The sequence below is a fragment of the Gillisia sp. CAL575 genome, assembly GCF_000403785.1.
GTDB lineage: Bacteria > Bacteroidota > Bacteroidia > Flavobacteriales > Flavobacteriaceae > Gillisia.
On sequence record NZ_APHJ01000021.1, the window covers coordinates 548,168 to 565,891 of the forward strand.

Sequence of the window (17,724 nt, forward strand, 5' to 3'; positions counted from 1 at the left end):
AAAGATAATTAAAAAAGCCGCTAATAGCGGCTTTCTTAATTCTATAATATAGGTGAAATTACACTACTCCCTGCGCAAGCATAGCATCTGCTACCTTAACGAAACCAGCGATATTTGCTCCTTTCACGTAATCTACATTTCCTTGACCATCGCTTCCGTACTCTACACATGCATCATGAATATCTTTCATGATCCCGTGAAGTTTTTGGTCAACCTCTTCTGCTGTCCAGTTATACCTCATTGAGTTTTGAGACATTTCAAGACCAGATGTTGCTACACCTCCTGCATTAGATGCTTTTCCTGGAGAAAATAAGATTTTAGCTTTTTGAAAAACTTCAATTGCCTCTGGAGTAGTTGGCATATTAGCACCTTCTCCTACCAGTTTACAACCATTTTTCACTAATAATTTTGCGTCTTCCTCATGTAACTCATTTTGAGTGGCACATGGTAAAGCAATATCACATTTTGTTCCCCAAGGAGTTTTTCCTTCGAAGTATTTAGCTCCTTTATATTTATCGGCGTATTCAGAAATTCTTCCACGCTTTTCATTTTTAAGCTCCATTATAAAAGCTAACTTTTCAGCATCAATTCCGTCTTCATCAAGTATATATCCACCAGAATCTGACATTGTGATCACCTTAGCTCCAAGCTGTGTTGCTTTCTCTGTAGCATATTGGGCAACGTTTCCAGAACCTGAAACAACAACTGTTTTTCCTTCTAACTTATCTCCTTTTAAAGCTAACATGTTTTGTGCGAAATAAACATTCCCATAACCTGTTGCTTCTGGACGAATTAAGGAACCACCGTAAGAACGCCCTTTACCTGTAAGTATACCGGTAAACTCGTTTCTAATACGTTTATATTGTCCAAATAAGAATCCAATTTCACGACCACCAACTCCTATATCTCCAGCAGGCACATCTGTATCTGCTCCAATATGGCGTTGTAATTCAGTCATAAAACTTTGACAAAACTTCATTACTTCATTATCTGACTTTCCTTTTGGATCAAAATCTGATCCTCCTTTTCCACCACCCATAGGCAATGTAGTTAAGCTGTTTTTGAAAACCTGCTCGAAAGCCAAGAATTTCAAAACACTTAAGTTAACAGTTGGGTGAAAACGCAAACCACCTTTATATGGTCCAATTGCAGAATTCATTTGAATTCTAAAACCTCTATTTATTTGTGTATTTCCTTTATCATCCAACCATGATATCCTGAACATAACTACACGTTCTGGTTCTACCATTCGCTCTAAAAGCATGGAATTTTGATATTTTTTATTGTTTTCTATAAAGGGTATAACCGTTTCGGCAACCTCATGTACAGCTTGCATAAATTCTGGTTCGTTCTGATTTCTCTTAGAAACTACATCCAAAAAATCTTTTACACTTTGCTCCATAATATAGGATAAATTGTTATTTATAACGTTTTCGTAATTAAGTGCAAATATAAATTATATATGATGAAGAACCTTCAAATTTTATATTTTGATATAATATTAACTCTTTATTAGGCAAGAATATATAAGTATGGTAATAGTTATATCTTCGTTTGCGGCAATTTTATATATTTGCTTATACATCCACTTGTTGTATATGGGAAGATCCCGACTTTTTATAATACTCTTAACCCTCTTTCTTTTCTCTAAGAAAAATGGGTTTGCCCAACTAGGGATTTCGCATGAAATCGGAGTTCTGGTAGGGCCTGCCTCGTTTTTAACAGATTATGGAGAACGCTACGATTTGCAAAATAATGTTAGTAACTCTGGATTCGGGATAGGATTGGTGCACTACATTAACTTTGCCTACAAAGCAGAGTGTAATTGCTACACTGTAGATAGATACTTTAATGATCACTTTAAAATTAGAACTGAGTTAGACTATTTTAGAACAAATCTAGAACATATTGGGCCTGTGGCAGACAAAAACACCCTTGGTGGAAAACTCTTACGAGGAATGCATGGAAAAACGCAAACCTTCGAAATAGGGACACATTTAGAATATTATCCACTTAGTATCCGTGATTATGGTGCCTTTTCTTATCTATTCATGCCTTTTGTAAGCTTAGGAGTTCACTTTGTTAATTATAATCCTGATGCTTATTCAGATTTTGGACCTTTAAGCGATCCCGAAAATATTTTTCCAACCTTTCAAGGTGGAATAGATTTGGATGGTGGATCTACATGGGCCATTGTTGGAATTGCAGGAGCTAGATATAAAATAAGTCCTGTGACAGATATTGCGATTGAAGGAAGATTTCAATATTACGATGTAGACTGGATTGATGGCCTTAATATAGATGCGCCTCAAAACAAATTTAACGATGTTGTTTTCTGGCTAAATCTTGGGTTTATCTACTATTTAGATTATTAAAGCGATAAAAAAAGGTTTCAACTAAGTTAAAACCTTTCTTTATATCCATAATTCAAATCTATCCCAAAGCTTGTTTTATATCTTCAATAAGATCTTCATCATCTTCAATTCCCACACTTAAACGAATTAAAGAATCTACGATTCCTGTTTTCTCTCTATCCTCTTTAGGAATAGATGCATGCGTCATGCTAGCTGGATGACCCGCCAAAGACTCCACCCCACCAAGAGATTCTGCTAATGTAAATACTTTTAACTTTTCTAATAGCTTAACTGCGCTGTCTAATGTTTTTTCTGAAGTGGTAAAAGAGATCATTCCGCCAAAACCTTTCATTTGTGCTTTTGCAATATCATGGTTTGGATGATCCTCAAAACCTGGCCAATAAACCTTATCTACCTTAGGATGTGTTCTCAAGAACTTAGCAACTTTCTCTGTATTCTCACAGTGCCTCTGCATTCTAATATGTAGTGTTTTAATTCCTCTTAGCACCAAAAAACTATCTTGAGGACCACAAATGGCACCACTAGCATTTTGCACAAAATACAATCTATCTGCTAGATCTTTATTCTTTACCACTAGAGAACCCAGTACCACATCGCTATGTCCACCTAAATACTTGGTGGCGCTATGCATTACAATATCTGCCCCTAAGTCTAATGGCTGCTGCAAATAAGGAGTTGCAAATGTATTATCTACCGCTAAAAGCAGCTTGTGTTTTTTGGCAAGTTTAGAACAAGCAACAATATCTATAATATTCATCATTGGGTTAGTTGGTGTTTCTACCCAGATCAATTTTGTTTTTTCATTTATAAATGCTTCAATATTACTTGCATCTTGCATTCCCACAAAATGAAATTTGAGACCCAAGCCTTCAAAGATCTTGGTGAAAAGTCTATAAGATCCTCCATAAAGATCGTTGGTAGAAATTATCTCATCACCAGGCTTAAATAATTTCATCACTGCATCTATAGCGGCTAGTCCAGAACCAAAAGCAAGACCATATTTTCCGTTTTCAATACTTGCGAGTGCATTCTCTAGAGCAGATCTCGTTGGGTTTGCGCTACGAGAATATTCAAAACCCTTATGACCTCCTGGTGTGGTCTGGGAATAGGTCGTGGTCTGATAAATTGGAGGCATTACAGAACCGTATGCTGGATCTATATTATGTTGCCCTCCGTGAATCGTTTTGGTATTGAATTTCATATATAAATATTTAATGTAAATGTACTTCTCGTATTGGGCAACTACAAAATAGCATGTACCTTTATCCCTAATTTAACATAGAAATCTCGTTGTGAAAAAATTGTTTTTAGCCTTGACATTAAGCTTAGTGTTTATTGGCTGTAATAAAGATGTTCCAGAATTAAGTTTTGATGAACTGAATATTGAGCAAGTTTCTGAATTAAACTGCAATCCAGAAGAGGAGAACTGCACGTTTATAGGCATTAAAGTTCCATGGGCAATGGAAAAAGATACTCGCAGCAATTTGTTGAACAGTCACATAGAAGATCATGTTATAAAACTGATAGATTATCAGGATAACAATGACTTAAATTCTTTAGAAAACTTAGCTCAAACCTTTATTAAGGATTATGAAGCTAGCGCTAAAGAATTTCCAGAATACAACATTCCTTGGGAGGCATTCGTAGAAGGAAAAATTACTTACGAATCTAAAAAAATAATTTCTATTCAATTTGACCTTGCTCTCTTTACTGGCGGGGCACATGGTTATACTAGTATTAGTTATTTAAATTTCGATCCTGAATCTGGAAGACTTATTTCTAATAATGATCTTTTCACAGAGGATTTTAAAGAATTTGCTGAAAAAAGATTTAGAAAGAAAAATGATATTCCAGAGAACGAACCTATTAATAGCACGGGATTGTTTTTTGAAGATGATAAATTTCAACTTCCACAAAACATTGGTTTTCATCAAAATAAAGTTGTTTTAAGGTATAATTCCTACGAGGTTGCTTCCTATTCTGATGGGAATATTCAACTTGTATTTAAAATGGATGAGGTTAAAAAGTATTTTAAAATTCTTTAATTTTGAATAGTTCTCAAAATCTTCATTTTAACTAAAAAGAATTTTTGTTCAGATTTATAAACTTATTATGAAAAAGATCTATCACCTCTCTAGTTGTTCTACCTGTAAAAGGATTTTAAATGAACTGGAGCCTTCTTCGGCTTATATTCTTCAAGATATAAAACAAGACCCCATAACTGAGGAGCAATTAGATGAAATGTATGAGTTAGCGGGAAGTTACGAATCACTTTTTAGCAAAAGAGCTCAGCTTTATAAAGAGAAAAATCTAAAAAACGAGACTTTAGATGAAACAAATTACCAGAATCTTATTCTAGAACATTATACATTCTTGAAGCGACCTGTTATAATTAATAACGATGAGATCTTTATTGGGAATTCTAAAAAAACAGTGGAGGCTGCGAAAATTTCTATGAATGAATAGCCGCACGCTTGCCATTCTTGCGGCAACCGGAGCGAGTACTATTTATGGTATAAATCATACCATTGCTAAAGGATTAATGCCGGTTTATATAGAACCTTTTGGATTTATATTCTTACGAGTTACAGGAGCCGCAATCTTATTTTGGATTATAAGTTTTTGGGGACCTAAAGAAAAAGTAGCTACCGGAGATTGGACCAGATTTATAGCCTGTGCAATTTTTGGGATGGTTATTAATATGCTCATGTTCTTTAAAGGCCTTAGTCTTTCTACTCCAATAAATAGTTCTGTTATAATTACAGTATCCCCCATTCTTGTACTATTACTTGCAGCTGTATTAATAAAGGAAAAAATAACTCTTTTAAAAACTGCAGGAATTATAATTGGTCTTGCTGGAGCTCTAGCCTTGGTGCTCTTTAGCAATCCTGAGACGGTAAATGCACCAAATATTCCCGTGGGAAATATGTTATTTATTGTGAATGCATTTTCCTATGGAGTTTATCTGATTCTTGTGAAACCGCTAACAACCAAGTATCATCCTTTCACTCTAATGAAATGGCTGTTTTTAATTGCAATTATTGTAAACTTTCCTATCACGATCTCTGAATTCTCCCAAGTAGAATGGTTGGAATTACCGTCCCACGCCATGTGGAAAATGGGATTTGTAATTGTAGGCACTACATTTCTAACCTATTTATTGAATATTTATGCCCTAAAAGAATTAAGTGCAGCAACTATTAGCGCGTTTATTTATTTACAACCGCTAATAGCTATTACATTTGCTGTAGCTACAGGAGCAGATTCTTTAGATGCAGTAAAAATAACCGCAGCAATTTTAGTGTTTACTGGAGTTTATATGGTAACCAGAAAGACGAAACCTAAACTTGCTTCAACTCCAAATCCTTAGGAGCTTTCCCAAATTTACGAGTATCCTCTTTGGTTAAGATCTTAAAATCTTCTGTGTGAGGAATTTTATCGATGTCTTTTCTCATATTCTCTGGTAGTCCAATCAACTTACGCTCTTTAAGATCTATCCATCCCCCCATAGCCTCGCAACTTGCCAAATTTCTTCCTTTATGATCGTAAAAGTTATGGACAAATTCAAAATACATTCCATCTTCAGAAATGCCTTTTAATTCTAGGCTCACTTTTACAGGCATTCCCATAAATACCTCTCGGAAATAATAAATATGCTCATAAAAAACAACAGGTCCTAGATTCTTTTTAGCTAGAGTATTCTGGTCGAATCCATTTTCCATGAAATAAGCCATTCTGGTATGACTCATAAAATTAATAAATGCCGAATTTGCTAAATGCCTATTTGCATCTATATCACTCCATCTTATTTCAAAATCCTTCGTGTACATATTTTCAAAATTTTTATAAAACTACTAATTTATATTATGCATGCATAATTAAATAAGTTAAGAATATGCCATTTAATTTTCCGAGATTTGTGAACTATGCCAATAATAGAAAGCACTTATAATCCGCCTTACATCTTCAGGAATTATCATATTTCTACAATCTATGCTGCAAAACTTAGAAGCGTACAACCTGTAGCCCAAACCAGAGAGCGATTAAAACTTAAGGATGGAGACTTTATTGACATAGATTGGAGCACAGCCAATTCTTGCAGGTCTAACAAAGTTCTCGTTATATTACATGGCTTGGATGGAAATGCACAGCGACCCTATGTTTTAGGCCTTGCGCATCACTTTAACAAGTATGGCTGGGACGTAGCTGCAATTAATTTTAGAGGCTGTAGTGGAGAAATAAATAAACTTTACAAATCTTATAATGCAGGTGCCAGTGAGGATTTGGATCTTGTGATTACTAGCATTCTTTCGAAAAAACAATATGAAACTTTGGCTATTAATGGTTTTAGCCTCGGTGCAAATTTATTGTTGAAATATTTAGGAGAGGGAAACGATCTTCCGCAGGAGTTAAAGGCGGCAGTTGCGATTTCTGCGCCTTGCGATCTTTATGCTTCTTTAAAGAAATTGGAGGAAAGTAGGAATTGGATTTATTCCACGCGTTTTATAATGCAACTCAAAAAGCAATTGTTTTTAAGAGAGAAGCATTTTCCTGAGGAAATTACTAAATTGCAAATTTCGAATTGCACCAATTTGTTTCAGATAGACGAGTTGTATACAAGTCAGGCTCATGGCTATGCGAGCGCTTTAGAGTATTATGAAAAAAGTAGTGCGCTGAGTTTCCTAGCTAACATTAAAACTCCCACTCTACTTATTAATGCAAAGAATGATGGATTTCTTTCAGAAAATTCATCGCCATATCATATCGCAGAAAACAGTTTAAATCTTTATCTAGAGACTCCAGAATATGGTGGTCACGTAGGATTTCTTCAGAAGAAAGATGCTACGTATACAGAAGAGCGGGCTTTAGAATTTATAACTTCCCATATATAATTCATACTTTCCATAAGATTCTTTGTCCTGCTTAAGATTTGGTTATCTTTGCCCAACCTTTTAAAAATCAAGCATGATTCAGTCAATGACCGGTTTTGGAAAAAGTCTTTTACAACTTCCATCCAAAAAAATTACCATAGAAATTAAATCCCTTAACAGCAAAAGTCTGGATCTCAATGCCAGAATCCCGGGTCAGTACCGTGAAAAAGAATTACTGTTAAGAAATATAATCGCAAAATCACTAGTTAGAGGAAAAGTAGATTTTTCTCTGTATGTTGAAGTTACCGGAGAGGAAACAACTTCTTCTGTAAATCCTGTGGTCGTTAAAAAATACATGCAGCAACTAAGGCAAATTGCTGATGCCGATGACGATGAATTGTTGAAAATGGCTATCCGTATGCCAGATACTATGAAACCTGAAAGGGAAGAAATTGAGGAAACAGAATTTATCGAGATCGAAAAAACCTTGCAGGAAGCATTGAAGGAAATCAATTCTTTTAGAAGTGATGAGGGAAATGCTTTGGAGAAAGATCTTTTATTTAGAGTGTCTAATATTGCACAATTGTTACAGGACATTATAGCAATGGATCCGGATAGAATTGAAGGAGTAAGAGAACGTTTGAGAAAAGGGGTTGCAGATCTTAAGGAGAAAGTTGATGAAAACAGATTCGAGCAAGAACTGGTTTACTACATAGAAAAATTTGATATCACAGAAGAAAAGGTTCGCTTGGAAAATCACTTATCTTATTTTCTAGAAACTATTAATTCATCTGATTCTAACGGAAGAAAATTAGGGTTTATCTCCCAAGAAATGGGTAGGGAAATCAATACTATTGGTAGCAAATCCAATTATGCTCCTATGCAGCAGTTAGTAGTGCAAATGAAAGATGAACTGGAAAAAATCAAAGAACAACTTTTAAACGTATTGTAATGAAAACGGGTAAATTAATTGTTTTTTCTGCACCCTCGGGATCAGGAAAAACAACCATAGTTCAGCATTTATTAGCTCATCCAGAGTTAAATCTGGAATTTTCTATTTCAGCAACATCACGCGAGCCAAGAGGAGATGAAGTGGAAGGCAAAGATTATTATTTCTTGAATTTGCATGAATTCAAACAAAAAATAAAACACGAAGAGTTCTTAGAGTGGGAAGAAGTTTATCGTGATAATTTTTACGGTACGCTTAAAGCAGAAATAGAACGTATTTGGGCACATGGCAAAAATGTGATCTTTGATATAGATGTGGTTGGAGGCCTAGATATAAAACATATTTATCCTAAGCAGACCCTAGCTGTTTTTGTAAAGCCACCAAGTATTGAAGAGCTTAAAATTAGATTAAAAAAGCGCAAGACCGAAAGTGAGGATAAAATTAATATGCGCGTTGCTAAAGCTTCTATAGAACTTGCTACAGCACCTCAATTTGATTTTATTATAGAGAATAACAATCTTCAAATTGCTTTGGATGAAGCATATGATCTTGTTTCTACTTTTGTCGAAGCCAATAGCAAAGTAGGATGAAAAAAAAGGTAGGTCTTTATTTTGGAACTTTTAATCCAATCCATACAGGACACCTAATAATTGCTAATTATATGGTGGAATTCTCTGAGCTTTCAGAAGTTTGGATGGTTGTTACCCCACATAATCCGTTTAAAAAGAAAAGTAGCCTGCTAGAAAATCATCATAGATTAGAGATGGTTTATAAGGCTTGTGAAGATTATCCTAATTTAAAACCTAGTGATATTGAGTTTAGTCTTCAGCAACCTAATTACACTGTAAATACCTTAATTCAATTGGAGGAAAAATATCCAAATCTGGAATTTGCGTTAATTATGGGGGAAGATAATTTGAAGAGTTTGCACAAATGGAAGAATTATGAAGTGATCTTAGAACGATACCCCATATATATTTATCCAAGAATTTCTGAAGGCTTAGTAGAAAATGAATTTTTAAATAATGATAAAATCACTCGGGTTTCTGCACCCATTATAGAATTGTCTTCTACGTTTATAAGAAATGCAGTTAAAGATGGTAAGAATATTAGACCGATGTTGCCAGAGAAGGTCTGGAAATATTTAGATGAAATGAATTTCTATAAATAAAAAACTGTTTAAAAAATTCTTTTGATCTTCAGTTGAGTTAATTGATCCTACTTTTTTCATTGTGGAACTATAACCTAGCACATCGACTGCGCTCAATATAAAACCTCAAACTTTTTAAACAGTCCTCTTATATTTGAATATTAATCCTTTACTTTTTCAAAGCTGGAATACGTAAAACTTGTCCAGGATATATTTTGTCTGGATCTGTAAGCATTGGTTTATTAGCTTCAAATATCTCTGGATATTTATTTGCAGATCCGTAATGTTCTTTTGCGATTTTCCCTAAGGTATCTCCTCTTTCTACAGTATGGAATACAGCCTCTGGCTCTTTATTTTCCACTGTCATATTATCATCTACCTTAGCAATTCCATCTACATTTCCAACAACTAGAATAATTTTTTCTCTTGTTGCTTGATCATAAGCTTTACCACTAATTGTGGCCATATCATCACTAATATGAATTTTAAGATTATCAATTTTAAGACTAAGATCATGGATTGTAGTTTCCAATTTTTGAGCAGCCTTTGTATTTTCTAGCTCCTCTTCTCTTTGTTTTTCTGCAGTATCTACAGCAGCTTTTTCTCTAGTATTTTTCTTAGATCCAAAAATTTTGGCTCCAGCATTCTTAATAAAACTAAATAATCCCATTATATTTTTATTGGTTAGATTTCTTACTCCAAATTACAAATTAGGCTTTATACAACCCACATTAATTATATTAAAGTTTTGTTAGTATTTCAAAAAAACAGCGTAGAGATTTTTAAACTCTACGCTGTTTCATTAAATAACCAACCAAAAAACTAATTTTAAAGAATATAAAATTTGCTATTAACATTCTTCTAGTTTAGAACGATATAATATTAAAAAGATTGTAGTTTACTAATAATAAAACCCGAAAAATTTACATTCTGTTAAAATTATGTATTTTTGAAGCGAAGAAATTTTATTATGAATAACTCTCCTAAATTTGGTGTGTTTGGCGGCGGAAGTTGGGCCACGGCAATCGTTAAGATGCTTACGGAAAATCTTGACGATATTAATTGGTACATGCGAAGCGAAACTGCCATTGAACATATAAGAACACAAGACCACAATCCTAATTATTTAAGTTCTGTGGAATTTGATGTGAAAAAGCTTCACTTAAGTAGTGATATTAATGAGGTGGTTAAAAATTCAGATTATCTAATATTTGCAATTCCATCAGCATTTGTAAAGAGAGAACTAGACCATCTTACAGAATCTTTAGAAGGCAAGGTGATCTTTTCGGCTATTAAAGGGATTGTACCAGAAACTAGTTTAATTGTAGGAGAACATTTTAATCAGGAGTATTTTGTTCCAGAGGAAAATATTGGTGTGATCACAGGACCATGTCATGCTGAAGAAGTAGCTCTGGAGCGTCTTTCTTACCTTACAATTGCTTGTTTAGACGAAGAAAAAGCAACTATTATGGCTAATCATTTACAAAGTGATTATATTACCTGTAAGACAAGTGATGATGTAACGGGTACAGAATACGCTGCCATGCTAAAAAATATTTACGCCATTGCAGCCGGAATCGCACACGGATTAGGGTATGGAGATAACTTCCAAAGTGTATTAATGAGCAACGCCATTAGAGAGATGAAGAAGTTCATTAAGAAAGTGCATAAGATGAAAAGAAACATAAATGATTCTGCCTATCTGGGAGATCTACTTGTAACTGGGTATTCTGTTTTTAGTAGGAATAGAATGTTTGGGAATATGATAGGGAAAGGATATACCGTTAAGAGTGCACAAATGGAAATGAGCATGGTGGCAGAAGGTTATTATGCAACAGAAAGTGCCTATAAGATAAACTTAGAAAAAGGTGCTAAAACTCCAATTATAAACGCGGTTTACAGCATTTTGTATGAAGGGAAGAATCCTAAAGCTGTATTTAAAAAACTTGCCGAAAAACTAGACTAATCCTCTTGGTTTAGTTTCAAACAGAATCAACTTATTTAAATTTATGAATAACTCCGTCCTAAAGGGCAGCTTATTAGTTGCTCTAGGAGCATCCAGTTATGGGATGCTTACTACTTTTGTGAAAATGGCATATGCAGAAGGTTATACTTCATATGAGATTACATTTTCTCAAATGCTATTGGGTCTTATTGGCCTTATTATTCTTAATCTAATATTTGTAAAAGAGAAACAAAGCTATATAGAGCAAACCAAGACTAAAAGTATTTTAAAACTGATGGCTGCTGGCACCTCTTTGGGACTTACCAGTATCTTTTACTATTTTGCTGTAAAGTATATTCCTGTATCTATTGGTATTGTTCTTCTAATGCAAAGCGTTTGGATTAGTGTATTACTTGAGTCTATTATTACCAAGAAAAAACCTGGCTTAAATAAGATACTCGCGGTAATAGTGATACTTATTGGGACTGTACTGGCAACTAACATCTTAATAGATGCAGTAGAACTAGATTGGCGAGGGATAGGATGGGGACTTTTAGCGGCAGTGTCTTACACTATAACCATTTACACCTCTAATACTGTAGCGCTGCATTTACATTCCTTTAGAAGAAGCTTGTGGATGATGTTGGGCGGAACAATAATAATTGCCATTATCTCTGCTCCATTTCTTTTAGAACAGTTTAATCTGGAGATCTTTAAGAAATGGGGATTATTACTTGCCTTATTTGGAACCATTTTACCACCTATTCTTTTTACGAGTGGAATGCCCAAGATAAATGTAGGCTTGGGTGCAATTATTTCTTCAGTAGAACTTCCTGTTGCAGTAATTCTAGCCTATTTATTACTAGGTGAAGTAATTAATATTTATCAATGGACTGGGATTATAATTATTATAGTCTCTGTGATCCTCATGAATATGTCTAAACTTTTTAAACGGAAGAAGTAAAAAAATAGAAGCCTAATCTGCTAAGATCCCTTTCAAATTCATGATAGGGATTTCTGTTAAAGCGCTTTCTCTAATTGAGTTTTGTGGTAATGTAAAAGTGCGTTCGTACATTTTATCATCAGCAAAAAAAGTAACAGAGAATTTGTTATCTAGCTTCAATAGCTTCTCCTGTAAGAACTCGATTTTAGCAAAATATTTAGCCGGAAGCAGCTTAATAGAATGCCTCATAGCAGGAGTGATTTGCTTTTCATTAGAGCCGCTAGTAACGATAAGGATCATTTCTAAAGGATCTTTCCTATCATTAATAATATAAGCATTCCAGTCCATCGTTTTATATTCCGGATGCTGTTCATAAACAGCCGCAACATAAACATCCTTAACTTCTGGTATTTTGATATCTTTTCTCAAATCTAGTCGAAAGTATGTTTTATTTTATGCCATGCAATCCAAAGTAAAATGACTGCAGCAATAAAAAGAATTGCACCAATGGCTATTTTAATAACAGCGAGTATAAACGTAACGTAAATAATTACCGCAAATATTATTATTGCAAGTAAAAAAAAGCCCATTTTTTTCATTTATAATGCAGATTTAAATTGTTCCAAAAAGCGTACATCATTTTCGTAAAACATTCTAATGTCCCCTATTTGGTATAGTAGCATAGCGATTCTCTCTATTCCCATTCCAAATGCAAAACCAGAGTATTCTGTAGGGTCAATTCCGCAGTTCTTTAAAACATTAGGATCTACCATTCCACAACCCATAATTTCTAACCAACCAGTTCCTTTGGTAATACGGTAATCGGTTTCTGTTTCCAATCCCCAATAAATATCTACCTCAGCACTAGGTTCTGTAAATGGAAAATAAGATGGTCTTAAGCGAATTTTCGATTTTCCGAAGAGTTGCTTAGTAAAGTATAGGAGCGTTTGTTTAAGATCTGCAAACGAAACATCTTTATCTATATATAATCCTTCTACTTGATGGAAGATACAGTGAGATCTTGCCGAAATAGCTTCATTTCTAAATACTCTTCCTGGGGAAATAGTTCTAATAGGCGGCTTATTTTCTTCCATATATCGCACCTGTACAGATGAAGTATGGGTACGCAATAAGATATCTGAGGGATCTGTTTGTATAAAAAACGTATCCTGCATATCTCTCGCAGGATGATATTCAGGAAGATTCAAGGCTGTAAAATTATGCCAATCATCTTCTATTTCTGGTCCTTCAGAAACATTAAAACCAATATTTGAAAAGATCTCTATAATCTGATTTTTAACAATAGAAATTGGATGTCTGGATCCTATTTGTATAGGTTCTGCAGGTCTAGTAAGATCTCCATACTTACCATTCTCTTCTTGCTTGCCATCTAAAAATTCCTTTAAGACAGTAACTTTTATTGTTGCAGCATTTTTAAGCGTATTAATGGCTTGACCAAAATCTTTTTTCTCCTCATTAGGCACATTTTTAAATTCAGCAAAAAACTGATTTAAAAAACCTTTCTTTCCTAAATATTCAATTCTGAAAGCTTCTATTTCTGAAGAATTCTCTGAATGAAATCCTTCAACCTTTGAAATATGCTCCTTTATCTTATCAATCATTAATACATTTCTTTAAAGAGGGACAAATTTACTAAAATTGAGCATTTTGCCTACTATCCTAATTAGCTTATTCTATATATCCATTTTCTATAAAATAGTTCACAATCGCTTCTTTCATTAAAACCGATTGCTCCCCGGCTTTTAAGCTTGGTAATGTTTCTATAGTTTTATAATGAGGCCATTTATCTTCATCAAAATATTCAAATTCATAGTATCCATAAGGCTCCAAAAGCCTGCATATTGCAATATGCATAAGATCTAATTTATGATCTTTTTTGAATTTTTTATGAGGTTGTCCAAGTTCCTGTACTCCTACTAAATATATAATCGCATCTAGATCTAACATGTCTCCATCTGCAAATTGATTGGAGATCTTTAGCTGTAAAGCACTCCAACGCTCTTTTAATTGTTCATCTCTTGCCATTTGGCAAAGATACGTATCTTAGGGCTTGTAACACTATCCAAAAAAGATGAATATTGTAGATATCATACTAGGGGTAATCCTATTATACGGACTAGTACGAGGGTTTTTTCGTGGTTTTTTTGCTGAATTGGCTTCTCTAGTTGGTTTTATTCTAGGGATTTACATAGCTGTTTATTTTTCCCATTACATAAGTGATTATTTGGTTGAAAGAGTCTCGTGGAATATGAGGTTTGTTAATCTTGCCTCCTTTGCAATCACTTTCATTATAGTAGTGTTCCTAATTTCACTTGCTGGGCAATTTTTAACCAAAGTAGCTGGGTTTGCTGCTCTTGGAATTTTAAATAAACTTATTGGTGCTGGTTTTGGTTTTATAAAAGTGGCGTTTGTGGTGAGTGTTGTTATTATGTTCTTTGGGTCAACCAATGAAAACATAAAAATTGTAGAACAAAACACTCTGGAAGATTCAATATTATATGCTCCAATAAGAACGATAGCTCCAATTTTGATCCCAGCTATTCTGCGTGAAGCGAGAGATCTCGATCTTATTAAAGATGAAGAAGAATCTGAAGTATAAAAAATCCGCCAACCTATTTCAATAAAATTGAATTAGTTGGCGAATCATATCTTTAATTATTATCCTAGAAATTTAACTGATAGACTTTTTCCAGTTGAGAATCATTACTGAAGTTTACATCCAGATCTTTAATAATTCCAGAACCTACTCCATATACCCAGCCGTGAACACTTAACTCTTGCTCATTCTTCCATGCATTCTGAATTATAGAGGTCTTGGCAAGGTCAAAAACCTGTTCCTTCACATTGAGTTCTACAAATGAATCAAATCGCTCATTTTCATCTGAAATAGCATTTAATTCATCTCTATGCATTCTATAAACATCCTTAATATGGCGTATCCAATTATCTATTAAACCAACAGATTGCTGACCCATTGCTGCTTTAACACCTCCACAACCATAGTGGCCACATACAATTACGTGCTTTACTTTTAAAATATTTACAGCATAATCTAGCACACTCAACATATTCATATCTGTATGCACTACCATATTTGCGATATTTCTATGCACAAATACTTCACCAGGTTGCGCACCTATTATTTCATTAGCTGGCACTCTACTATCTGCACATCCAATCCAAAGAATTGGAGGTTGTTGTCCATTAGCTAATTTCTCAAAAAATTGAGGATCAAGTTCTAATTTACTCTCCACCCACTTTTTATTGTTCTCTATTAAATTTTTATATAAATCTTGCATCTTTTTTTTATTTAATGTGCTGCTTTAAATACCTCTACTCCAAAAATCTCTCTATAACTTACCGGATTTTCAAAAACCCCTCTTTCCGATATAAATTTAATATTTATATCCTTGCTTTTTGCTGTTACCGCAAAATCTTCCAAGATCTCTAAAACATCCAAATCCAAAGATCTTGTCTTGGTAACATCTATCTCCAGAGATGTATTTGGAGGTAAAGTGTTTAATTCTCGCTGTATTGCCCCTTTATTCAAAAATGTTACCTCTTCAGCAAAGACCATTTTGATTTTTGTAGCTCCATTAGAAACATCTTCCATATGCAGAAAATGAGAGTTTTTATAGCTGTTAATTAAAATGGTAATAATTCCAACTGCAAGCCCTAACATAATTCCAACTAAAAGGTCTGTTGCAACTATTGCCACTACCGTAACAACAAATGGTATAAACTGAGATTTACCCCATTTGTACATATGAAAGAATTGTTTGGGATTCGCCAATTTATATCCGATTATCAATAATACTGCTGCTAGTACTCCAAGCGGAATTAAATTAAGAAAACGCGGAATTAATAAAACACTAAACAACAATAGAAAACCATGAAGAATAGTTGAAATTTTTGTCTTACCACCGCTCATTACATTAGCAGAACTTCTCACAATTACCTGAGTAATAGGTAAACCACCAACTAAACCAGAAAAAGTGTTCCCTATTCCTTGTGCAATCAATTCTCTATTCGTTGGAGTCACCCGTTTTTCAGGATCTAGTTTATCTGTAGCTTCAACACTTAAAAGAGTTTCTAAACTTGCTACGATAGCGATTGTTATTGCTACGATATATATTTTAGAGTTGCCTAATTGAGAAAAATCTGGAAACGTAAATTGGCCAATAAAATCTGTAATATTATCTGGCACTGGCACATTTACGAGATTATTTCCTGTAATTTCAAAAGGTGTAGAACTTTCGCTAAAAATTAATTGATAGCTAATACCTGCAATAACAGCAACTAAAGGTCCTGGAACCAATTTAAAAAACTTATTCCTTTTGGCAAGAACATTATCCCAAACCAATAATATAATTAGGGAAATAGCAGTTATAATTATAACCCCTATAGAAACATAATCCGTCATATGTGCAAGACTCAAAAATGTTTCTAGTCCTGTAGTTTCAAAAAATGAAAATACACTTTCAGACTGGTCATCAAATCCCATAGCTAAAGGAATTTGTTTTAAGAAAATAATAATTCCTATTGCAGAGAGCATTCCCTTAATCACAGAAGATGGAAAGAAATATCCAATTACCCCTGCTTTCAATAATCCTAGAACAATTTGCATAATTCCAGCCAAAACCACAGCTACCAGAAATAACTCATAACTTCCGAGATCTGAGATCGCTGTAAGAACTACAACTGCTAAACCTGCTGCAGGGCCACTAACACCAAGGGAAGAACCAGAACCAATCCCAACAACTATCCCTCCAATAATTCCAGCTATTACTCCTGAAAATAATGGTGCTCCGCTGGCAAGAGCAATTCCCAAACATAAAGGAAGGGCAACAAAAAATACCACCAAACTAGCTGGTAAATCACTTTTTAAATTTTTAAACATCTAAATACTATTTGTAATAGAAATTGTAATCTTAAGACTTCCAAGAAATAGAAATCCTATACTGCTAACCTCTAAGAGACCTGCAATAAGAAAAATGGGCTATTGGAACTAATATTTTGTCCAATATCCTTTACAATTCCTTTATTTATAATTAATTAAGTAGGTAATTACTACATAAAAATAAGTGCATTTATTTTCTTTACCAACGCTTCAGTTGAAGATGGATTTAGAAAACCGAACTTATATTAATTGTAATTTAATAATCGAAAGAGATTATGCCAGGTCTGGCGGAGGTGATATAATTTCAGGATAAAGCGATTGGACGTCGTGCCGTTCTTTATCAATGATCAACGATTTTTTGCGTAATAAATCAATACTTAATTGATGTGAGTTAGTTTCGTTGTGGATATATTCTAATGAAACATTATTCTTAGCTTGTTCCTCTTCAGCAGAAGCTGAAATAAAAGAGATATCGGTATTATTATCTATAAGCACCACAATAGTTGGTACCATGAGAAAACTCACGAAAATAAACACTAATATGTAAGCCGTTTTCATCATTTCGGCAAA

Annotated in this window: 20 protein-coding genes and 1 pseudogene; 11 read left to right on the forward strand and 10 right to left on the reverse strand. The window is 34.1% G+C overall.

The genetic code is table 11. The features are described 5' to 3' along the window. Positions 1-58: 58 nt before the first annotated feature. Complete coding sequence (gene gdhA, locus I130_RS05170; RefSeq protein WP_034920144.1) at positions 59-1,402, reverse strand: NADP-specific glutamate dehydrogenase; 1,344 nt, start codon at positions 1,400-1,402, stop codon at positions 59-61. A gap of 196 nt (positions 1,403-1,598) precedes the next feature. Here gdhA and I130_RS05175 point away from each other — a divergent pair, with 196 nt between their 5' ends. Further along, positions 1,599-2,375: a THC0290_0291 family protein gene (locus tag I130_RS05175; RefSeq protein ID WP_034920146.1), complete on the forward strand. Its 777-nt coding sequence runs from the start codon at positions 1,599-1,601 to the stop codon at positions 2,373-2,375. Between the two features lie 58 nt (positions 2,376-2,433). Here the strand turns inward: I130_RS05175 and I130_RS05180 are convergent, their stop codons facing one another. Continuing rightward, positions 2,434-3,576: a cystathionine gamma-synthase gene (locus tag I130_RS05180; protein ID WP_034920149.1), complete on the reverse strand. Its 1,143-nt coding sequence runs from the start codon at positions 3,574-3,576 to the stop codon at positions 2,434-2,436. A gap of 91 nt (positions 3,577-3,667) precedes the next feature. On the opposite strand from I130_RS05180, the gene I130_RS05185 reads away from it, so the two are divergent. The 3 genes from I130_RS05185 (at position 3,668) to I130_RS05195 (ending at position 5,745) form a co-directional block, all read left to right on the forward strand. After that, positions 3,668-4,420, forward strand: a complete 753-nt coding sequence (locus I130_RS05185; RefSeq protein WP_232224028.1) for a DUF3298 and DUF4163 domain-containing protein — start codon at positions 3,668-3,670, stop codon at positions 4,418-4,420. 67 nt (positions 4,421-4,487) lie between these two features. Then, the gene (locus tag I130_RS05190) at positions 4,488-4,841 is read left to right on the forward strand and encodes an arsenate reductase family protein (RefSeq protein WP_034920151.1); all 354 of its coding nucleotides are present in this window, start codon (positions 4,488-4,490) and stop codon (positions 4,839-4,841) included. Next, complete coding sequence (locus tag I130_RS05195; RefSeq protein ID WP_034920152.1) at positions 4,834-5,745, forward strand: DMT family transporter; 912 nt, start codon at positions 4,834-4,836, stop codon at positions 5,743-5,745. The genes I130_RS05190 and I130_RS05195 overlap by 8 nt, the downstream gene beginning before the upstream one ends. Here I130_RS05195 and I130_RS05200 read toward each other — a convergent pair. Beyond that, positions 5,717-6,220: pseudogene (locus tag I130_RS05200) on the reverse strand (acyl-CoA thioesterase); the annotation flags it as partial. The gene I130_RS05195 and the pseudogene I130_RS05200 sit on opposite strands and share 29 nt — an antisense overlap. 81 nt (positions 6,221-6,301) lie before the next feature. On the opposite strand from I130_RS05200, the gene I130_RS05205 reads away from it, so the two are divergent. The 4 genes from I130_RS05205 (at position 6,302) to nadD (ending at position 9,366) form a co-directional block, all read left to right on the forward strand. Continuing rightward, positions 6,302-7,267 carry a YheT family hydrolase gene (locus I130_RS05205; protein WP_034920158.1) on the forward strand — a complete coding sequence of 322 codons (966 nt, stop codon included), beginning with the start codon at positions 6,302-6,304 and terminating at the stop codon, positions 7,265-7,267. Between the two features lie 73 nt (positions 7,268-7,340). Then, positions 7,341-8,198: a YicC/YloC family endoribonuclease gene (locus tag I130_RS05210; RefSeq protein ID WP_034920160.1), complete on the forward strand. Its 858-nt coding sequence runs from the start codon at positions 7,341-7,343 to the stop codon at positions 8,196-8,198. Continuing rightward, positions 8,198-8,785 carry a guanylate kinase gene (gene gmk / locus I130_RS05215; protein ID WP_034920162.1) on the forward strand — a complete coding sequence of 196 codons (588 nt, stop codon included), beginning with the start codon at positions 8,198-8,200 and terminating at the stop codon, positions 8,783-8,785. The genes I130_RS05210 and gmk overlap by 1 nt, the downstream gene beginning before the upstream one ends. Further along, positions 8,782-9,366, forward strand: a complete 585-nt coding sequence (gene nadD, locus I130_RS05220) for a nicotinate (nicotinamide) nucleotide adenylyltransferase (protein ID WP_034920163.1) — start codon at positions 8,782-8,784, stop codon at positions 9,364-9,366. Before gmk ends, nadD begins: the two co-directional genes overlap by 4 nt. Before the next feature lie 148 nt (positions 9,367-9,514). On the opposite strand, the gene lysM is transcribed toward nadD, so the two are convergent. Beyond that, on the reverse strand, positions 9,515-10,015 hold the full coding sequence (gene lysM / locus I130_RS05225) for a peptidoglycan-binding protein LysM (protein ID WP_034920166.1): 501 nt from the start codon (positions 10,013-10,015) through the stop codon (positions 9,515-9,517). Positions 10,016-10,315: 300 nt separating this feature from the next. Here lysM and I130_RS05230 point away from each other — a divergent pair, with 300 nt between their 5' ends. Both I130_RS05230 and I130_RS05235 read left to right on the forward strand, forming a co-directional pair. Continuing rightward, positions 10,316-11,311, forward strand: a complete 996-nt coding sequence (locus I130_RS05230; RefSeq protein ID WP_034920169.1) for an NAD(P)H-dependent glycerol-3-phosphate dehydrogenase — start codon at positions 10,316-10,318, stop codon at positions 11,309-11,311. Between the two features lie 43 nt (positions 11,312-11,354). Continuing rightward, positions 11,355-12,254: an EamA family transporter gene (locus tag I130_RS05235; protein WP_034920172.1), complete on the forward strand. Its 900-nt coding sequence runs from the start codon at positions 11,355-11,357 to the stop codon at positions 12,252-12,254. A 12-nt stretch (positions 12,255-12,266) separates the two neighbouring features. Here I130_RS05235 and I130_RS05240 read toward each other — a convergent pair whose 3' ends face one another. The 3 genes from I130_RS05240 to I130_RS05250 all read right to left on the reverse strand — a co-directional run bounded on the left by I130_RS05240 (position 12,267) and on the right by I130_RS05250 (position 14,279). Continuing rightward, the gene (locus tag I130_RS05240) at positions 12,267-12,662 is read right to left on the reverse strand and encodes a hypothetical protein (RefSeq protein ID WP_034920173.1); all 396 of its coding nucleotides are present in this window, start codon (positions 12,660-12,662) and stop codon (positions 12,267-12,269) included. A 170-nt stretch (positions 12,663-12,832) separates the two neighbouring features. After that, positions 12,833-13,855, reverse strand: a complete 1,023-nt coding sequence (gene pheS, locus I130_RS05245; protein WP_034920175.1) for a phenylalanine--tRNA ligase subunit alpha — start codon at positions 13,853-13,855, stop codon at positions 12,833-12,835. Between the two features lie 67 nt (positions 13,856-13,922). Then, positions 13,923-14,279, reverse strand: a complete 357-nt coding sequence (locus I130_RS05250) for a hypothetical protein (RefSeq protein ID WP_034920177.1) — start codon at positions 14,277-14,279, stop codon at positions 13,923-13,925. A 46-nt stretch (positions 14,280-14,325) separates the two neighbouring features. On the opposite strand from I130_RS05250, the gene I130_RS05255 reads away from it, so the two are divergent. Beyond that, positions 14,326-14,853, forward strand: a complete 528-nt coding sequence (locus I130_RS05255) for a CvpA family protein (RefSeq protein WP_034920179.1) — start codon at positions 14,326-14,328, stop codon at positions 14,851-14,853. A gap of 64 nt (positions 14,854-14,917) precedes the next feature. Here the strand turns inward: I130_RS05255 and can are convergent, their stop codons facing one another. The 3 genes from can to I130_RS05270 all read right to left on the reverse strand — a co-directional run bounded on the left by can (position 14,918) and on the right by I130_RS05270 (position 17,667). Further along, entirely contained in the window at positions 14,918-15,553 is a 636-nt protein-coding gene (gene can, locus I130_RS05260; protein ID WP_034920183.1) for a carbonate dehydratase, read from the reverse strand. 11 nt (positions 15,554-15,564) lie between these two features. Then, the gene (locus I130_RS05265; RefSeq protein WP_034920184.1) at positions 15,565-17,154 is read right to left on the reverse strand and encodes a SulP family inorganic anion transporter; all 1,590 of its coding nucleotides are present in this window, start codon (positions 17,152-17,154) and stop codon (positions 15,565-15,567) included. Between the two features lie 273 nt (positions 17,155-17,427). Then, entirely contained in the window at positions 17,428-17,667 is a 240-nt protein-coding gene (locus tag I130_RS05270; RefSeq protein ID WP_157480504.1) for a hypothetical protein, read from the reverse strand. Between the last annotated feature and the right edge of the window lie 57 nt (positions 17,668-17,724).